This window comes from Rhizobium sp. CF080 (assembly GCF_000282095.2).
Classification (GTDB): Bacteria; Pseudomonadota; Alphaproteobacteria; order Rhizobiales; family Rhizobiaceae; genus Neorhizobium.
This window is the reverse complement of the sequence record NZ_AKKC02000009.1, coordinates 150,219-166,323: the sequence shown is the minus strand read 5'-3', so window position 1 is coordinate 166,323 and position 16,105 is coordinate 150,219. Positions and strand designations below refer to the sequence as shown.

Sequence of the window (16,105 nt, the reverse complement as noted above, 5' to 3'; positions counted from 1 at the left end):
GATCGGTCGCATTCTCGCAGAGAGCTGACAGTAGCAAAGATGAGACGAAACCTCCTCCCAGTCCTCGCCCTCCTTTGCGGTACGCTTCTCCTTTTCCTGGGCAATGGCCTGCAAAGCCTGCTTCTGCCGGTGCGCGGCGCTCAGGAAGGTTATTCCAACGAAGTCCTCGGCCTGCTCGGCACCACATGGGCCTCCGGCTTCGTCATCGGCTGTTTCGTGGCACCCAACGTGGTGCGCCGCATCGGCCACGTCCGTGCCTTTTCCGGCTTCCTGTCGCTGATCTGCCTGAACGTGCTGCTGACCGGGCTGCTGGTCGACCAGAACACCTGGCTGGTCTTGCGCGCCATCACCGGCTTCTGCACCGCCGGCACCTCGATGATCATCGAAAGCTGGCTGAACGAGCGCGCCACGAGCGAGAGCCGCGGAACCATCTTTTCGCTCTATATCTCGATCACCCTCTTCGGCGTTGTCGGCGGCCAGCTGATGGTGCCGTTCGCCGATATCGCAACGCCGACGCTGTTCATGATCTGCGGCATCCTCTACAGCCTTGCCGCACTGCCGACCACGCTGTCCAAGGCCGCCTCGCCGCAACCATTGAAGCGCGCCCGCCTCGATCTGCGCGCCCTCTTCCGCAATTCCCCGATCTCCTGCATCGGCATCCTCCTGATCGGCGTCGCCAATGGCGCCTATGGCACGCTCGGCGCCGTCTTCGGCACGCGCGCCGGGCTCGACCAGGGGGCGGTTGCGGCAATGGTCAGCATCACCATCTTCGCCGGCGCGATCATGCAGTTTCCGGCAGGCCGGCTGTCCGACAGGATGGACCGCCGCCATGTGCTGGCCGGCCTCTCGGCCGCGGCAGCCCTGGCAGGCCTGGCGATCGCGGCGATCCGGCCCTCCGGCACCTATGACATCGTCGTGCTGGTGGCGATCTATGGCGCTGCCGCCAACGCGCTCTATCCGATCGCGGTTGCCCATGCCAACGACTTTGCAGCCCCAGAGGACTTCGTAAAAGTCTCCGGCGGCCTGCTTCTGCTCTATGGCATCGGCACGATCATCGGCCCGACGCTCGGCGGCCCGGTGATGACCTGGGTCGGCCCGCATGCGCTGTTTGCGGTGACGGCGGGTGCCCACCTTCTGGTCGCTGCCTATGCGGTCATCCGCAGCCGCCAGCGGGCGCCCGTTCCCGTTGCCGAGCGCGAAGCCTACACGACGGCGCCAGGCGGCAGCTCCCAGCTTTCGACGCCGGAGAGCCTGTCGCTCGACCCCCGCTCCCGCACCACCACCGACTCAGCACCCGATACGAATGCCAGAAAGGAGGCATCATGAGCTTTCTCGATGACGACCGGCCGAAGAAGCCGACAACCCACGAACTCGGCTGCGACCTCTCCATGCTGTCGGTCGACGAGCTCGAATCGCGAATCGATCTCCTGCGGCAGGAAATCTCCCGGCTCGAGGCCGAGAAGGAGATAAAGGCCGCAGGCCGGCGCGCGGCGGACAGTCTGTTCCGTTCCTGAACGTTGACCGGTGACAAGAATTCTAAGTATTTCCGCTTAGTTTTAAGACTATATTAATCATTAACGGAGAATATAGAGACGTTCAGGTTTCCTGGACTCAGACAGTTTCACCATTCGGCGAATGGTCTGATTTCTCCCTGTTTTACCTTGAGAGCCGCCTTTCCGCGGCTCTCTTTTTTTATCGCCACGCCGGTCCGGCTCCGGCTCCCCGGCCCTCGACGCCGCCACGGCCAGCTTTCGCCCAGCTTTCCCAAAGAAACAAACTGTTGTATTGAGCGCTGAAAAGCGTCTCATTTCAGGAACATGGCCTCTGTTTACCACTTCTTGTGGGTATTAACCTTTCCTTAAGAAACGCCTTGCGGATTTCCATTATAAGTATCATCTTCAAGCCATCAGAACGGCATGGGAACTTTTATCCGCCGTTGTCATTGCCTGAATGTGATTGCGTTAAGCAGGATGATCTCGATGTCCGAACAGGGATTGAATACCGTAAGTTTTGCAGGCCGTGCCGCTGCGTCTTCGCAGTTCAAGGCGCTCTACTCCGAAGGTATGTCGCTGGTCGAAGAGACCGCGAGCTACCTTGACGGTACGGGCCGCGCCGCTTCGAAGGTTTTGCCGCGCATGGCATCGGTCCTCTACGCAGCCGAGTCCATGCGGCTGACCACCCGCCTCATGCAGATGGCCTCCTGGCTGCTCCTGCAGCGCGCCGTCAACAATGGCGAGATGAGCCGCGAACAGGTCATGTCGGAAAAGAGCAAGGTGCGCCTCGACGGCTTCAACGTCGACCGCAATGCTCCGGGCTGGCTCGATCTGCCGGAAGGTTTCCGCGACCTCGTCGAGCGTTCGCTGCGCCTCCAGAACCGCGTCGCCATTCTCGACCGCGAAATCTATCGCCCGGCCGACGCAGCCGTGCTGCCGGACAACGAAAACAGCGTCCGCGCCCAGCTCAGCCTGCTGCGCACCGCCTTCGGCAACTGATCCAAAGGCTAAACAATACCACGGCCGGTGCACATCTCTGCGCCGGCTTTTTTATGCCTGCAAAAAACTCTCCGCATAGGCATTGATCTCGCCCCGGTTCGTCAGCCGGGCCTTCTGGCCTGAGAAGCTTTCATAAAGCTTCAGATGACCGTCGAACGAATTCCAATTGTTCTTTCGGGCTCTGTATTCCGATACCCATTTGACCAGCCCGTCGAAGGACTCCTGGCTCTCGCCGCCCTGGATGCCGCGGCGCATGATATGCGCTACGCATTCCTCCTCGCTCAGATCAAGCCAGATCAACGTCGTTGTCCTCGGCAGGGCGATACCGACATAGAGGCCATAGACGCCTTCGATCAGCCAGGCTTCACCCGCTGCTATCGTCCGGACATCCTCGTGCACGACCGCCTTGTCGCGTGCAATCCCATAGCGACCCGGCTCCCAATGCACGTCGTCGAGGTGAACGAGCGGCAGGCCAAGCGGCTCTGCCAGCCGCCGCGCAAGCCAAGTCTTGCCGGAACCGCCATTCCCCATGATCACGATCCGCCGGGACGCGGCCGGAATATCGGATTGCGCTTTCAACGGCTCCTCCCCATCAAACACAAGAAACGAAAAAAGCCCGGCTCGCGCCAGGCTCTTTTATCTCTTCCGCCAAGAAGCATATTAGAGGCCGAGGCCGCCGAAACGCTTGTTGAACTTGGAAACGCGGCCGCCGCGGTCCAGCATCTGCTGGTTGCCGCCCGTCCAAGCCGGATGGGACTTGGGGTCGATTTCCAGGTTCATGGTTGCGCCTTCCGAACCCCAGGTCGAGCGGGTTTCGTATTCGGTGCCGTCGGTCATGACCACTTTGATCACGTGGTATTGCGGATGGATGCCAGCCTTCATGTCGATATTCCTGCTCTGCGAGGTCCATTTGTCGCAATTGCGAGCGAGAGGCCTCTTTAATAAATGAAGCCGCAGACCGGTCTGGTCACGGCTTCCCAATTCGATGCGGAGCCTATACAGGAAGGTCGCCGGAAGTACAAGTACCCGCAAGGCCGAGAATTGAGCCTTTCGAGCCTATGGAGATGACGTGGCAGACGCCCGAGAAAACCAGCCGAGAGGCAAAGCTTTAAGACCGCTCGCAAGGCTCCTTCCCTATCTTGCCCGTTATCGTTCGATGGTCGCCGCGGCAATCGTTTTCCTCGTGCTCGCCGCCGCAACCACGCTTGCCTTGCCGCTTGCCGTGCGCCGCATGGTCGACCATGGCTTTGCCTCTTCCGACGGCCATTTCATCAACAACTATTTCGGCATGCTGCTGGCGCTCGCCGCCCTTCTCGCCGTCGCCAGCGCCATGCGCTACTACTACGTCATCACCATCGGCGAACGGGTCGTGGCCGACCTTCGCCGTGAGGTGTTTTCGCATGTGACGTCGCTGTCGCCCTCCTTTTTCGACGTCAACCAGTCCGGCGAAATCGTTTCGCGGCTGACCGCCGACACGGTCCAGATCAAGTCGGCCTTCGGCTCCTCCGCCTCCCAGGCGCTGCGCAATACCATTCTCTGTCTCGGCGCGATGGGCATGATGATCTATACGAGCCCGCGGCTGTCCGCCTTGGTGCTCGGCGCCATCCCGCTGATCGTGTTTCCGCTGGTCGGTTTCGGCCGCTCGGTCAGGAGACGCTCGCGCGCCGCCCAGGATACGCTTGCCCAGACCTCGGCCTTCGCCTCCGAAGTGATCGGCGCCACCCGCACCGTCCAGGCCTTCGGCGGCGAGACGACCGCCAACGGCCGCTACGGCAACACGGTCGAAAGCGCCTATGACGCCGCCCGCACCGCCATCAAGGCCCGTGCGCTGTTGACCGGCTTCGGCATCCTTCTGGTTTTCGGCAGCGTCGTCGGCGTGCTCTGGTACGGCGCCCAGAGCGTGCTGGCCGGCACCATGACCGCCGGCACGCTTGGCCAATTCGTGCTCTATTCGGTGATTGCCGCAAGTTCGCTCGGCCAGCTTTCGGAAGTCTGGGGCGAGCTTTCCGCAGCCGGCGGCGCCGCCGAGCGGCTGACCGAGCTGCTGCACGAAGTGCCGGCCATCCGCGACGCCGAAAATCCGGTCGCCCTGCCCTCCCCGCCGCGCGGCGAAGTCGAGTTCGAGGCGGTCTCCTTCGCCTATCCCGCCCGCGTCAGCGCCATCACGCTGAACTCGCTGTCCTTCAAGATAAAGTCCGGCGAGACGGTGGCGATCGTCGGGCCGTCCGGCGCCGGCAAGAGCACGATCTTCTCGCTGCTCTTGCGCTTCTACGATCCCTCCGCCGGCTCGGTGAAGCTCGACGGTGTCGACCTGCGCCAGGCAAGGCTCGCCGACTTGCGCTCCCGTATGGCGATCGTGCCCCAGGACGTCACCATCTTCGCCGCCTCGATCCACGACAACATCGCCTTCAGCGCGCCGGATGCCAGCCGTGAAGCGGTTCGCGCTGCCGCCATCGCCGCCCAGGCCGACGAGTTCATCTCGAAGCTCGACGACGGTTACGACACCATGGCCGGCGAGCGGGGTATTACCCTCTCCGGCGGCCAGCGCCAGCGCATCGCCATCGCCCGCGCCATCCTCAAGGATGCCCCGGTCCTGCTGCTCGACGAGGCGACCTCCGCGCTCGATGCGGAAAGCGAAACGCTGGTCCAGAAGGCGCTCGACGGGCTGATGAAGAACCGCACCACGCTGGTCATCGCCCATCGGCTGGCGACGGTTCTGAAAGCCGACCGCATCCTCGTTCTGGAGGACGGAAGGATCGTCGAGGGAGGCACCCACCAGAGCCTGATCGCCGAGGGCGGCCTCTACGCCAAGCTCGCCCGCCTGCAGTTCCACGACATCGAACGGCAGAGCGCGACCGCGCTCTGATCCTTCACGCCAACGTGTTCCGCCCGGTCCAGGCCGGAAGTGAACCGGGCGCGCGGAGTGCCTAACTATTGCAGAAACGCTAGTATCGCAGATACGATTGCCGCCAAAAGCTTGAGGTCATGAATTTCAGTCAACTGCCGCCCAGCCTGTCCCTCGACGATTGCCTGGACAAGATACAGTCCCGGACCTTTCGGTTCTTCTGGGATGGTGCCCATCCCGAATCGGGGCTGCCGTTCGACAAGTGCTTCGTCTCGGGCGCCCCTTCGCCCAATATCGTATCGGTCAGCGGCGTCGGCTTTGGGGTCCTCGCCATCATCGTCGCCTGCGAACGCCGATGGATCACCCGTTCGCAGGCACTGGCCCGCATATCCACCATCATCGACCGTCTGAGGCACTCACCAACTTTCCACGGGGCATTCGCGCATTTCATCGACGGCTCGACGAGCGACGTCATCCGCTTCTCCGGACGTGACGACGGCGGCGACCTGGTCGAAACGACGCTGCTGATGCAGGGCCTGATCTGCGCGCGGGAATATTTCGTCGGCGAGACCGCTCGGGAAGAGAAATTGCGGGCGGATATCACCCGATTGTTCGACGAGGTGGAATGGAACTGGTTCACCCGCGGCAAGGATGAGGCCCTCTACTGGCACTGGAGCCCGAACTACGACTGGGCCATGAACCTGCCGATCCGCGGCTGGAACGAGGCATTGTCCTGCTACATCCTGGCGGCCGGCTCCGACACCCATCCGATCAAGCCGGAAAGCTACCATGCGGGCTGGGCGCGGTCGGGCGCCATGCTGAACGGCGAAACTTATGTCGGAACGAAGCTTCCGCTTGGCGAGCCCTATGGCGGCCCGCTTTTCATCTCGCATTATTCGTTCTGCGCGCTGGATCCGCGCGGCCTGGGCGACCGCTATTGCAGCAACTACCAGGACCAGGCCGTGGCGCATACGCGCATCAACCACGACTATTGCATGACCGTACCCGATTATGCGCATGCCGGCGTCTGGGGCCTCAGCGCATCCGACGGGCCGAATGGTTACGGCGCCCACTCGCCGACCTACGATCGCGGCGTCATCGCCCCGACCGCCGCCCTGTCGAGCTTCCCCTTCCTCCCCGCCGAGGCCGAAAGCGCCATGCGTGCATTGCTTCACTACGGAGATGGCAAACTGCTCGGCGCATTCGGCTTTGTCGATGCCTTTGTGCCGAAAACCGATTGGGTGGCCGGCACATACCTGGCGATCGACCAGGGCCCGATCATCGCGATGATCGAAAATTATCGATCCGGCCTGCTGTGGCGCCTTTTCATGAACGCGCCCGAGGTCCGTCGCGGCCTGGAGCGGCTGGGCTTCACGTCGACCACCCATTCCATCTCGACAGAAGCACCTAATCCAGGCGCCTGAACGTCCACTTCACCACATAGTCGCCGTTGCGCTTCGTCTTGGTCTTGGTGCGCACCTCGACCGGTCCGCCGAGAGCAGCCTCGGCGTCTTCGAAGGCCTGGCGCGCCTCCGCAATCGCCTTGTGATAGACGCTGTTGTCGCGTTTGGGGCTTTCGGCGACCGCCTTCATTACGGCGCTCATATCCGGCTTGTCTTCGGCCATCACGCAAGTCTTTCCCGTGGCCGGCTTACCGCTCGGTGAGCTTCAGCTCGATGCGGCGGTTCTGGGAGCGGGCGTCCGGCGTGTCGCCTTGGGCGAGCGGCTGGAATTCGCCGAAACCGGCGGCAACGAGGCGATTGGCCGGCACGCCCTTGGAGATCAGGTACTTGACCACCGAAGTCGCGCGGGCCGAGGAGAGCTCCCAGTTGTCGCGATAGCGGCCGGTGCCGGTAAGCGGTGAGTTGTCCGTATGCCCGTCGACGCGCAGTACCCAGTTGATCTCGGCCGGAATTTCCTTGGCAAGATCGAGAAGGGCGGTCGCAAGCTTGTCCATTTCCACCCGGCCCGCCGGGTCGAGTTCGTTGCCGCCGACGGGGAAGAGCACTTCCGACTGGAAGACGAAACGGTCGCCTACGATGCGGATATTCTCCCGGTCGGAAAGGATCTCGCGCAGCCGGCCGAAGAAGTCGGAGCGGTAGCGGTTCAGTTCCTGGACGCGCTGCGCCAGCGCGACGTTGAGGCGCCGGCCGAGATCGGAAATCTGCGCCTGCGAGGAAGCGTCCTTGGCTTCCGAGGCCTGCAGCGCCTGCTCCACGGCCGCGATCTGGGCCCGCAGCGCGGCAATCTGCTGGTTGAGCAGCTCGACCTGGCTTGCGGCGCGGGCGCTCAGTTGCTGTTCTTGGTTAAGCTGGTTGGTGAGGTCGCCGATGCGGGCATTGGCGGCGCTGCTACTGCCGGTACCCTGGCTCAGAAGCTGCTGCAAACGCGAGCGATCCGCCTCGGCCGTCGCGAGCGACGACTGCAGGTTGGCGAGCTGGTCCTCGACGTCCTGGGTATTGCCCTTTTCGAGCGCCAGCAGTTCCGTCAGTTCGGCGATCTGGCTGTTCAGCCGGTTCAGCACCTCGTCGCGGCCGCTAATTTCGCGGCTGAGCAGGAACTGCGCCAGCACGAACACCGTGAGCAGGAACATGATGGCAAGCAGCAGCGTGGAAAGCGCATCCACGAAACCCGGCCAATAGTCGACGCCCCGCTCACGACGGCGGCTCTTGCCAAGCGCCATCGCTTACTTCCCCCCGATCTTATCGGAAAGACGGTCGAGCGTGCGCCGGAGCGCCTTTGATTCTTCCTGCTGCGCCTCGATCCAGTCACGCAGCATCTGCTGTTCGTTGCGCATGTTCTTGACCAGACCCTGGATGCCTTCGGCGAGATTGGCCATGGCCGACAGCGAGCGCTCGTTCTGATGGGCATCGACCGGCCCCTTGGTCTGGGCGGAGGCAAGCGCGCGCAACTGCTCGGTCAGCGCCCTCAAATCTTCGGAGGAACCGCTCGCAATCGTTTCGGCGACGGCCGGCGGCAGGTCCGATCCGAGGTCGGTCACCGAAGACAACCAGTTTTCAAGTTCCGTATAGAAACGGTTCTGAGCGCGGCCCGCCTGCAGGTCGAGGAAGCCCAGGATCAGCGAACCGGAAAGGCCGAGCAGCGAGGACGAGAACGCCGTACCCATGCCGGCGAGCGGCTGGGCAAGACCGCTCTTGATGGCGGCGAGCACATCGTTGGAGCTGCCGGAATTCGGGTCGAGCGCGCCGATGACGTTGCTGATAGAGCCAATCGTCTCGATCAGGCCCCAGAACGTACCGAGCAGGCCGAGGAAGACGAGCAGGCCGATGAGATAGCGTGACGTGTCGCGTGATTCGTCGAGGCGCGTGCCGATCGTATCGAGGATCGAGCGGAAGGCATTGGTCGAAAGCGCCATCCTGCGGCGGCTGCCGATCAGCGTGCGCATCGGCGCCAGAAGGCGCGGCTCACGGCCGACCTTGTCGGCGCTGCCGGCGGCGCGGAAGGAATTGAACCAGCGCACTTCCGGCATCAGGGCGATCACCTGGTTGAAAACCAGGATCACGCCGATCAGGAGAACGCCGAGAATGAGGCCGTTCAGGCCTGGATTGGTCTGGAAGGCGTGGGCGGCCTGGCGGTAGAGGATGGAAGCGACGAAACCGACGATGATCAGGAAGATCAACATCGTCCACAAAAACGAGGCAGGATTGGAAAGTTTGTAGGCATAGCCGCCGCGATTCGTTTCAGACGCGTCCAAATCGTCCACTGTCGCATTCGCCATAATATGCTTCGCCTCCGGTAGTCTTGCGCGCCGGAGGCTAGTTGAAAATTGCGACGAATTGAAGTGCGGAAGCTTCGGAAAACAGTCAGCTATCGAGTACGGAAGATCTAAGCCGGGAGGTGGCGCAAAAATGCCTCAGCGGGTCGGAATGGGCCGGTTGACGACTTCGACCAGTGCCTTCTGGATAAGTTCGTTGCCGGCGACGACATTGCCGCTGCCGAAGATGTCCGTCGTGCCCTTCATGTCGCTGACGAAGCCGCCCGCCTCGCGGATCAGGATCAGGCCGGCGGCCATGTCCCAGGGCAGAAGGTCGGTTTCCCAGAAACCGTCGAGACGGCCGGCAGCCACATAGGCAAGGTCGAGAGCGGCGGCACCGAACCGGCGCATGCCGGCGACTTCACCCATCACGTGGCGCAGTTCGACCAGGAACTTGCCGTGATTGCCGCGGCCGAGATGCGGCATGCCGCAACCGATCACGCAGTCCGAGAGCACCCGGCGCGCAGCGACCCGGATGCGGCGGTCGTTCATGAAAGCGCCGCCACCCTTTTCGGCGGTAAACAGCTCGTCCGTCGCCGGGTTGAAGACGACGCCGGCAACCACTTCGCCATTGCGCTCAAGTGCGATCGATACGGCGAACTGCGGAATGCCGTGCAGGAAGTTGGTGGTGCCGTCGAGCGGATCGACGATCCAGCGATGCGCGCCGTCGGTGCCCTTCAGCTCTTCGCTTTCCTCGCCGAGGAAACCATAGGTCGGACGCGCCTTCAGGAGCTCGTCACGGACGATCTTTTCCGCCTTCAGATCCGCCTGGGATACGAAATCGCTGGGGCCCTTCACCGAAACCTGCAGGTTCTGCACCTCGCCGAAATCTCGCGAAAGCGACTTGCCTGCCTTGAGGGCAGCCTGGACCATGACGTTGAGAAGGGCGGAGCGGGCCATGCGGGAAATCCTTGGGGTTGTCCCGACTGTCGTCTGGACGGGACGGCGTTTTATGAGCGATTTTTTGATTGGCGGCTTCAAGACCATAAAACAGCGTGAAATTCAAGCCGTCCACCGGAATCCGGGCATTGCCGCCGCCGGCCGCGTCTGTAAAATTGGTGCTCGACGGTTCCGGAGGAATGCAGAATGAAGGCCACGCCGCCGCTGACATTGAGCCTCGCGCTGCTCGCCACCATGATCGCGGCCTCCCTCGCCACGTGGTTCATGATAATGCCGGGCACCGAACTCGCAGTGCATTTCGGCCTCGACGGCACGCCCGACCGCTATGCGCCGGCGCCTTTCGCCCTGTCGATTATCCCTGCCGCAGCGCTCCTCTCGACCGTGATATTTGCGCTCGCCCCACGCTTCGACCGCAAGGCTGCAGCTAAGCCAGTCCTCTATACGGCTCTCTGGCTCTTCGTGATTGTCGTGCTGGCGGGAGGCCATGCGTTGATCGTCGGTCACGCATTGTCGGGAAACTGATCGAGCCTGCCTGTCGATGAAGAGTAAAGGTCATTTGCCGCACCGTATCCCGGCGCTTCGCTTTGGCTCAGCGCGTTCGGCCCTGCAATCGATTCACTGGATCGATTGCTCCGGCTTCGCCGGACCGGGCCTCACCCACGCCGGAACTTGTTTGCCGCTTCAATCGCCTGGCGCTGCTGGTCTTCGTTGATCCCGAGATAGAAATCTTCGAGTTCCGGGTCCTGAAGGCCGGCGCGGCGCGACAGCACGTACCATTTTGCGGCCTCCACCGGATCGGGCCGAGTGCCGAGCGCGTTGATATAGAGATGGGCGAGCTTGTTCTGAGCCACGACATTGCCGCGATGGGCGGCGATCCGCAGCCACTCGAAACCCTTTTCGTAATTGCGGTCTCCAGCCACACCGTTGACCATCCAGAGGCCCATGTCGAGCTGCGCGGTATCGAAACCCGCATCGGCGGCACGTTCCAGCCATTCGCGAGCCTGCGCCTTCTTCTCCGGGGGCGTATCTTTCAGCGTCACATAAAGCTGCGCCACCGCATATTGGCTGTCGGCCACGCCCTGCTTCGCGGATTTTTCGTAGAAGGGCAGCGCCAGATGCAGGCCCTTGTCGCCGGGATTTTCGGAGACCAGGATCTGCGCCCAGTTGAACTGCGCCGACCCATTGCCGGCCTCCGCCGCCTTGCGCATGAAATCGTCGGCTTGTCGCTTGTCGCGGGGCACGTCGCGCCCGGTCATCAGCAGCAGCGCATACTGGAACATGGCGGCCGGATCGCCGCCTTCCGCCGCCTTCTGATACCAGAATGCCGCGGTCTTTGCGTCGCGCTTGATACCGAGCCCCTTGGTCATCATTTCGGCGACCAGCGTCTGCGCCGCTGCATCTCCGGCTCCGGCGCGCGTCAGCGCCTTGTCGAGCGCGGTCACGTACATTCCGCGCTGATAGGCGCCGTAGGCATCGTCGACTTTGCCGGCATAGGCCTTTTCAGCCGGCGCGGGCGGCAGGGTCGCGCCCATGCGCTGGTAAAGTTCGACGCCGCCCGAAGGAACGATGCCGTCCGGCTGGCCCTCGGGCTCCTTGCTCCCCTGCGCCGAGCCGGGTACGGGCTGGATCTCGACCCGGCCCTTTTTCATCGGCTGGAAATCGGGCTCCACCGGCCGCGTGAACGCCCTGGAATTCGCCTGCGCCAAGGCAAGGGAAGGCAGCGCTGCCAAAGCGACGAGTGTCGCCAGCAGCCCTTTCAGAATCACGCGGGAAAGGCGGTTCGACGGCATGGGCTCCATCAAGCCTCAAACCGTGGCGCTTTTTCGTCCAGAATCGCGTTGACTTCGGCGACTGCCGCAGCTGGTCCCTGCGGGCCGGAAAAGACCGCTCCCTTCAGTGCCACGAATTCCGCACCCGTCTCCGCAACGGCAAGCGCGGATGACGGATCAGTGCCGCCCATGACGATGCAGGGGATCTCGATCATCGAGGCCCACCATTCGGCAAGTGCGAGGTTCTTCGGATGCGCTTCGGGCTTGATGTCGCCATCGAGCTTGCCGAAGAAGATGTAGTCGGGACGGAATTCGCCGATCGCCAGCGCCTGATGCCGGTCGGCCGCGCCGCCGGAACCGACGATCATCTTCGGCACGAATTTCTCGATCGTCTCCTCCAGCTCCGTCAGGTTCCCGCCGAGATGCAGACCATCTGCCTTGATACGGCCGGCCACCCGGCTGTCGCCGGAGATCAGCGCCGCGGCACCCGCCGCCTGGATCAGCTCGACCAGCACTTCCGCGCGTTTCTGGAACGCCTGGTCGTCAAGGCCGTATTGCGGCAGGATCACCGAGGCGACGTCGCCGCCGGCGAGCGCCGCTTCGAGATCCTTGGCCTGCTGGTCGGTGTCGTCATAATGCGGCACGATCAGCACGAGGCGGCAGCGGTCTTCCTGTCCGGTCATGTTTCTTCCCGTTTGGCGGATCGGCTTGTCAAATCCGCACTCGTTTTCTGTCTGCAAATTCGATAGACCGGACGGACTGCCGGATCAACCATTCCCTCGCCTCACTCCCCTCCCCGTCCCGAGTCTTCATGCCCGATACGCTCAGCCTCGCCTTCTTCACCTTCGCCATCCCCGCGGTTCTGGTTGTCGGCCTCTCGAAAGGAGGCATCGGCGGCGCCATCGGGCTGCTCGGCGTGCCTCTGATGTCGCTCGCCGTCGACCCGGTCAAGGCGGCGGCGATCTTCCTGCCGATCCTGATCGTCATGGATATCGTCGCGCTGTGGTCCTGGCGGAATTTCAACGACCGCAAGACGCTCCTGATGATCCTGCCCGGCGGCATCATCGGCATTGCGCTCGGCTGGGCGACCTCGGCCTATGTATCCGACAACGCATTGCGCCTCGTCATCGCGGCCGCGACGATCCTGTTTACCGTGCGCTATTTCTGGCAGGTCTACGGTCCCCGCTCCAACCGGCCGAGGGCTCCCCTGCCGCACCGTCCGGCCGCCGCCACCTTCTGGGGCGCCTTGTCCGGTTACGCGAGCTTCGTCGCCCATGCCGGCGGACCGCCCTTCCAGATCTACGTCCTGCCGATGCGGCTCGATCCGAAATCCTATACCGGGGCAAGTATCCGCTTCTTCGCGATCGTCAACGCGGTCAAGGTCATCCCTTACTTCTTCCTCGGCGCGCTCGACGCGGAGAACCTGACCATATCCGCAACCCTGCTGCCGGTGGCCCTGATCGCCACCATGATCGGCGCGGCCATCGTCAAGCATCTGAAGGCGGAAACCTTCTATCCGATGACTTACGGTCTGGCATTCTGCGCGGGATTGAAGCTGCTGTGGGACGGCCTGCCGTTCTGATCCGGCAAGGCGAGCGCGGCGTAGCTAAAAAAGCAACACAAAATAAGGCAATGGCTATTGTTGCGACGCACAATAAATCTTGCCGTTACCCAACGTTTACCGTAAGTTCAACGCATGACAACCGTTGATCCCTTCGCAGCCATAGCTGATCCTAACCGGCGGTATCTGCTGGAGGAATTACGGCGCGCCCCGAAAACCGTGAACGAATTGGCGCAAGGCCTGCCGATCAGCCGGCCCGCGGTATCGCAGCATCTGAAGGCTCTTCTGGACAGCAATCTGGTGAATGTAACGGCGGAAGGCACGCGGCGTATCTATTCCGTCAACAGCAAAGGCTTCGACAGCCTTAACCTGTGGCTTGATCAGTTCTGGTCGTGAGGTCCAGACTGCAAACCCTAAGATTTGCGATCTTTGCCACGACCAGAACTTTGTCATTGATATTTTTGGATTTTTATTTTGCCGCTTTGAAATACGCCTCTGACTGATTAAACACCGGGCGCGCGGCGGGTTCTCCTACTGAGGAACTAATGACGCGTGGTTGCCTTAAGGCGCTGCATTTGGTCCTTGATGCGCAGCTTGCGCCGCTTGAGTTCGGCTATTTCACGGTCGTCGGCGGAGGGTGACGCGAGAATTGCCTGGAGCTCCTCCTCCAAAGCACCATGCTTCTTTTCAAGCGATGCGATATGAGCCTGGACGGTCATGTGGCATGTTCCTTCCTTGGTACCTACCACGGCATTCCCTAATGCCGAGGCTTCAGGTTTACGAAGGAAGTGTGACACGATCGGCCGGGTTTGTCGAAGGTGAAATCGTGGTTTCAAGGAGGCAAATTCGTGACCTTGTCTAACTTCCCGTTAACGCGGTTTGGTGGTAGAGGCTTGCGGACATGGCCGACCACCGCTGAAAATGCGGGCGTGAGAATGGGGACTGGAATATGGCAGATCAGGAACAGGCGGATATCCGGCTGGTGCTCGCGAAACTTCGGCAGGAACACGAGGATTACGACGCTGCCATCAACGCCATGATCCAGGTCGGCTGCGACGCCCTGCGCGTGCAGCGCATGAAGAAGAAGAAACTGTCGCTCAAAGACAAGATCACGCAGTTCGAAGATCAGATCGTTCCGGATATCATCGCTTGAAGAGGGGCCGCCATGTCTGAAAGACCTGCTGTCGCCATCATCATGGGCAGCCAGTCGGACTGGGAGACCATGAAGAACGCCGCCGATACGCTGGAAGCGCTCGATATCGGCTATGAGGCCCGTATCATCTCGGCGCATCGCACGCCGGAGCGGATGATGCAGTTTGCCAAGGGCGCCCGTGCCGAAGGTTTCCAGGTCATCATCGCCGGCGCCGGCGGTGCGGCCCACCTGCCCGGCATGACCGCCGCCATGACCCCGCTTCCGGTTTTCGGCGTGCCGGTTCAGTCGAAGGCGCTGTCCGGCCAGGACAGCCTCCTGTCGATTGTCCAGATGCCCGCCGGCATTCCGGTCGGCACGCTGGCGATCGGCCGGGCCGGCGCCATCAACGCCGCCCTGCTGGCAGCCGCAGTCCTCGCCCTCAACGACGACGAGATCGCCGACCGGCTCGACGAATGGCGCGCTCGCCAGAGTGCGGCCGTTGCGGACTACCCAATCGACGAGGCTCCATGACTGTCCACACGATCGGCATTATCGGCGGCGGTCAGCTCGGCCGCATGCTGGCCATGGCCGCAGCCCGGCTGAACTTCCGCACGATCGTGCTCGAACCGCAGGCCGACTGCCCGGCAGCCCAGGTCGCCAACGCCCAGATCACCGCCGCCTATGACGATCCGGCAGCGCTTGCCGAACTCGCCGGCCGCTGCGACGTCGTCACCTACGAATTCGAGAACGTGCCGGTCGGCGCCGCCGAGGCGCTGCAGCGCTCGGTCCCGGTCCATCCTCCGGCCAAGGCCCTCGACATGTCGCAGGACCGGCTGACCGAAAAGCGCTTCCTGAATTCCTGCGGCATCGAGACCGCCAAGTTCCATGCCGTCGACAGCCAGTCCGACCTTGAGAAGGCGCTCGCCGATTTCGGCAGCCAGGGCGTCCTGAAGACCCGCCGGATGGGCTATGACGGCAAGGGCCAGCGCGTCTTCCGCTCCGCCGAGGACACGCCCGCGGGCGCCTATGACGCGCTCGGCGGCGTGCCGCTGATTCTCGAAAGCTTCGTGCCCTTCGAGCGCGAAGTGTCGATCATCGCCGCCCGCGCCAAGGACGGCACGGTCGCCTGTTACGACCCAGCCGAGAACGTCCACAGGAACGGCATTCTCCACACCTCCACCCTGCCCGCCAGGATCTCCGAAGCGACGGCGAAGACCGCCCGCGAATCGGCCGAGAAGCTGCTCGCCGCACTCGACTATATCGGCGTCATCGGCATGGAGTTCTTCGTGATGGCGGACGGCACGCTGATCGCCAATGAAATCGCTCCGCGCGTCCACAATTCCGGCCATTGGACGGAAGCCGCCTGCATCGTCTCGCAATTCGAACAGCACATCCGCGCCGTCGCGGGGCTTGCCCTCGGCAACCCGCACCGCCATTCCGACTGCGTGATGACCAACCTGATCGGCGACGATATTCAGGACGTACCGGCCTGGCTTTTGAAGAAAGACGTGCTCGTCCACCTCTATGGCAAGACGGAATCCCGACCGGGCCGGAAAATGGGCCATGTGACCGAATTGAACGGCCTGAAAACGCCGTCACAAGGTTGACACGCAGATTGGCTCGGGTTATCT

Annotated in this window: 21 protein-coding genes; 12 read left to right on the top strand and 9 right to left on the bottom strand. The window is 62.6% G+C overall.

What is annotated here, in order from left to right:
- Nucleotides 1–39: 39 nt before the first annotated feature.
- The 3 genes from PMI07_RS21035 to PMI07_RS21025 all read left to right on the top strand — a co-directional run bounded on the left by PMI07_RS21035 (nucleotide 40) and on the right by PMI07_RS21025 (nucleotide 2,492).
- Nucleotides 40–1,326 carry an MFS transporter gene (locus PMI07_RS21035; RefSeq protein ID WP_024164003.1) on the top strand — a complete coding sequence of 429 codons (1,287 nt, stop codon included), beginning with the start codon at nucleotides 40–42 and terminating at the stop codon, nucleotides 1,324–1,326.
- Nucleotides 1,323–1,514 carry a DUF1192 domain-containing protein gene (locus PMI07_RS21030; protein ID WP_007772433.1) on the top strand — a complete coding sequence of 64 codons (192 nt, stop codon included), beginning with the start codon at nucleotides 1,323–1,325 and terminating at the stop codon, nucleotides 1,512–1,514. The genes PMI07_RS21035 and PMI07_RS21030 overlap by 4 nt, the downstream gene beginning before the upstream one ends.
- Before the next feature lie 465 nt (nucleotides 1,515–1,979).
- A complete protein-coding gene (locus PMI07_RS21025) occupies nucleotides 1,980–2,492 on the top strand; it encodes a DUF1465 family protein (RefSeq protein WP_007772431.1) in 513 nt (170 codons plus the stop codon).
- 51 nt (nucleotides 2,493–2,543) lie between these two features.
- Here the strand turns inward: PMI07_RS21025 and PMI07_RS21020 are convergent, their stop codons facing one another.
- Together PMI07_RS21020 and rpmE are read right to left on the bottom strand one after the other, a co-directional pair.
- Nucleotides 2,544–3,023: an AAA family ATPase gene (locus tag PMI07_RS21020; protein WP_051484235.1), complete on the bottom strand. Its 480-nt coding sequence runs from the start codon at nucleotides 3,021–3,023 to the stop codon at nucleotides 2,544–2,546.
- A 129-nt stretch (nucleotides 3,024–3,152) separates the two neighbouring features.
- The gene (rpmE, locus tag PMI07_RS21015; RefSeq protein ID WP_007775493.1) at nucleotides 3,153–3,374 is read right to left on the bottom strand and encodes a 50S ribosomal protein L31; all 222 of its coding nucleotides are present in this window, start codon (nucleotides 3,372–3,374) and stop codon (nucleotides 3,153–3,155) included.
- A 187-nt stretch (nucleotides 3,375–3,561) separates the two neighbouring features.
- Between rpmE and PMI07_RS21010 the strand changes: the two genes are divergently transcribed.
- Both PMI07_RS21010 and PMI07_RS21005 read left to right on the top strand, forming a co-directional pair.
- Nucleotides 3,562–5,358 carry an ABC transporter transmembrane domain-containing protein gene (locus tag PMI07_RS21010; protein WP_007775490.1) on the top strand — a complete coding sequence of 599 codons (1,797 nt, stop codon included), beginning with the start codon at nucleotides 3,562–3,564 and terminating at the stop codon, nucleotides 5,356–5,358.
- A gap of 119 nt (nucleotides 5,359–5,477) precedes the next feature.
- Nucleotides 5,478–6,761 carry a glucoamylase family protein gene (locus PMI07_RS21005; protein ID WP_007775487.1) on the top strand — a complete coding sequence of 428 codons (1,284 nt, stop codon included), beginning with the start codon at nucleotides 5,478–5,480 and terminating at the stop codon, nucleotides 6,759–6,761.
- Here PMI07_RS21005 and PMI07_RS21000 read toward each other — a convergent pair.
- From PMI07_RS21000 to PMI07_RS20985, 4 genes are all read right to left on the bottom strand, one after another.
- Nucleotides 6,745–6,963 carry a hypothetical protein gene (locus PMI07_RS21000; RefSeq protein WP_007775484.1) on the bottom strand — a complete coding sequence of 73 codons (219 nt, stop codon included), beginning with the start codon at nucleotides 6,961–6,963 and terminating at the stop codon, nucleotides 6,745–6,747. The two genes, PMI07_RS21005 and PMI07_RS21000, sit on opposite strands and share 17 nt — an antisense overlap.
- Before the next feature lie 25 nt (nucleotides 6,964–6,988).
- Nucleotides 6,989–8,020 carry a peptidoglycan -binding protein gene (locus PMI07_RS20995; RefSeq protein WP_007775482.1) on the bottom strand — a complete coding sequence of 344 codons (1,032 nt, stop codon included), beginning with the start codon at nucleotides 8,018–8,020 and terminating at the stop codon, nucleotides 6,989–6,991.
- A 3-nt stretch (nucleotides 8,021–8,023) separates the two neighbouring features.
- A complete protein-coding gene (locus PMI07_RS20990) occupies nucleotides 8,024–9,076 on the bottom strand; it encodes a hypothetical protein (RefSeq protein WP_024164001.1) in 1,053 nt (350 codons plus the stop codon).
- A gap of 135 nt (nucleotides 9,077–9,211) precedes the next feature.
- Nucleotides 9,212–10,012 (bottom strand): inositol monophosphatase family protein, encoded by an 801-nt coding sequence (locus PMI07_RS20985; RefSeq protein WP_024164000.1) that lies wholly within the window; start codon nucleotides 10,010–10,012, stop codon nucleotides 9,212–9,214.
- On the opposite strand from PMI07_RS20985, the gene PMI07_RS20980 reads away from it, so the two are divergent.
- Nucleotides 10,011–10,202, top strand: a complete 192-nt coding sequence (locus PMI07_RS20980; RefSeq protein WP_037087740.1) for a hypothetical protein — start codon at nucleotides 10,011–10,013, stop codon at nucleotides 10,200–10,202. The two genes, PMI07_RS20985 and PMI07_RS20980, sit on opposite strands and share 2 nt — an antisense overlap.
- Complete coding sequence (locus tag PMI07_RS20975; protein ID WP_007773005.1) at nucleotides 10,199–10,534, top strand: DUF1648 domain-containing protein; 336 nt, start codon at nucleotides 10,199–10,201, stop codon at nucleotides 10,532–10,534. The genes PMI07_RS20980 and PMI07_RS20975 overlap by 4 nt, the downstream gene beginning before the upstream one ends.
- A 131-nt stretch (nucleotides 10,535–10,665) precedes the next feature.
- Here PMI07_RS20975 and PMI07_RS20970 read toward each other — a convergent pair whose 3' ends face one another.
- The gene (locus PMI07_RS20970) at nucleotides 10,666–11,802 is read right to left on the bottom strand and encodes a tetratricopeptide repeat protein (protein WP_037087869.1); all 1,137 of its coding nucleotides are present in this window, start codon (nucleotides 11,800–11,802) and stop codon (nucleotides 10,666–10,668) included.
- Nucleotides 11,803–11,810: 8 nt separating this feature from the next.
- Nucleotides 11,811–12,464, bottom strand: coding sequence for a thiamine phosphate synthase (locus PMI07_RS20965; protein ID WP_007773001.1), 654 nt, complete (start codon nucleotides 12,462–12,464; stop codon nucleotides 11,811–11,813).
- Nucleotides 12,465–12,592: 128 nt separating this feature from the next.
- Between PMI07_RS20965 and PMI07_RS20960 the strand changes: the two genes are divergently transcribed.
- Together PMI07_RS20960 and PMI07_RS20955 are read left to right on the top strand one after the other, a co-directional pair.
- On the top strand, nucleotides 12,593–13,363 hold the full coding sequence (locus PMI07_RS20960; RefSeq protein ID WP_024163999.1) for a sulfite exporter TauE/SafE family protein: 771 nt from the start codon (nucleotides 12,593–12,595) through the stop codon (nucleotides 13,361–13,363).
- Between the two features lie 114 nt (nucleotides 13,364–13,477).
- Entirely contained in the window at nucleotides 13,478–13,738 is a 261-nt protein-coding gene (locus tag PMI07_RS20955; RefSeq protein WP_007757835.1) for a metalloregulator ArsR/SmtB family transcription factor, read from the top strand.
- A 146-nt stretch (nucleotides 13,739–13,884) separates the two neighbouring features.
- On the opposite strand, the gene PMI07_RS34385 is transcribed toward PMI07_RS20955, so the two are convergent.
- Nucleotides 13,885–14,061, bottom strand: coding sequence for a DUF465 domain-containing protein (locus tag PMI07_RS34385; protein ID WP_007757839.1), 177 nt, complete (start codon nucleotides 14,059–14,061; stop codon nucleotides 13,885–13,887).
- A gap of 230 nt (nucleotides 14,062–14,291) precedes the next feature.
- Between PMI07_RS34385 and PMI07_RS20945 the strand changes: the two genes are divergently transcribed.
- Genes PMI07_RS20945 through PMI07_RS20935 form a run of 3 tightly spaced genes read left to right on the top strand, consistent with a single transcriptional unit; the run spans nucleotide 14,292 to nucleotide 16,081 of the window.
- Nucleotides 14,292–14,495, top strand: a complete 204-nt coding sequence (locus tag PMI07_RS20945; RefSeq protein WP_007757840.1) for a DUF465 domain-containing protein — start codon at nucleotides 14,292–14,294, stop codon at nucleotides 14,493–14,495.
- Between the two features lie 12 nt (nucleotides 14,496–14,507).
- Nucleotides 14,508–15,005: a 5-(carboxyamino)imidazole ribonucleotide mutase gene (purE, locus tag PMI07_RS20940; RefSeq protein WP_007757842.1), complete on the top strand. Its 498-nt coding sequence runs from the start codon at nucleotides 14,508–14,510 to the stop codon at nucleotides 15,003–15,005.
- Nucleotides 15,002–16,081, top strand: coding sequence for a 5-(carboxyamino)imidazole ribonucleotide synthase (locus tag PMI07_RS20935; RefSeq protein WP_007757843.1), 1,080 nt, complete (start codon nucleotides 15,002–15,004; stop codon nucleotides 16,079–16,081). The genes purE and PMI07_RS20935 overlap by 4 nt, the downstream gene beginning before the upstream one ends.
- Nucleotides 16,082–16,105 lie beyond the last annotated feature (24 nt).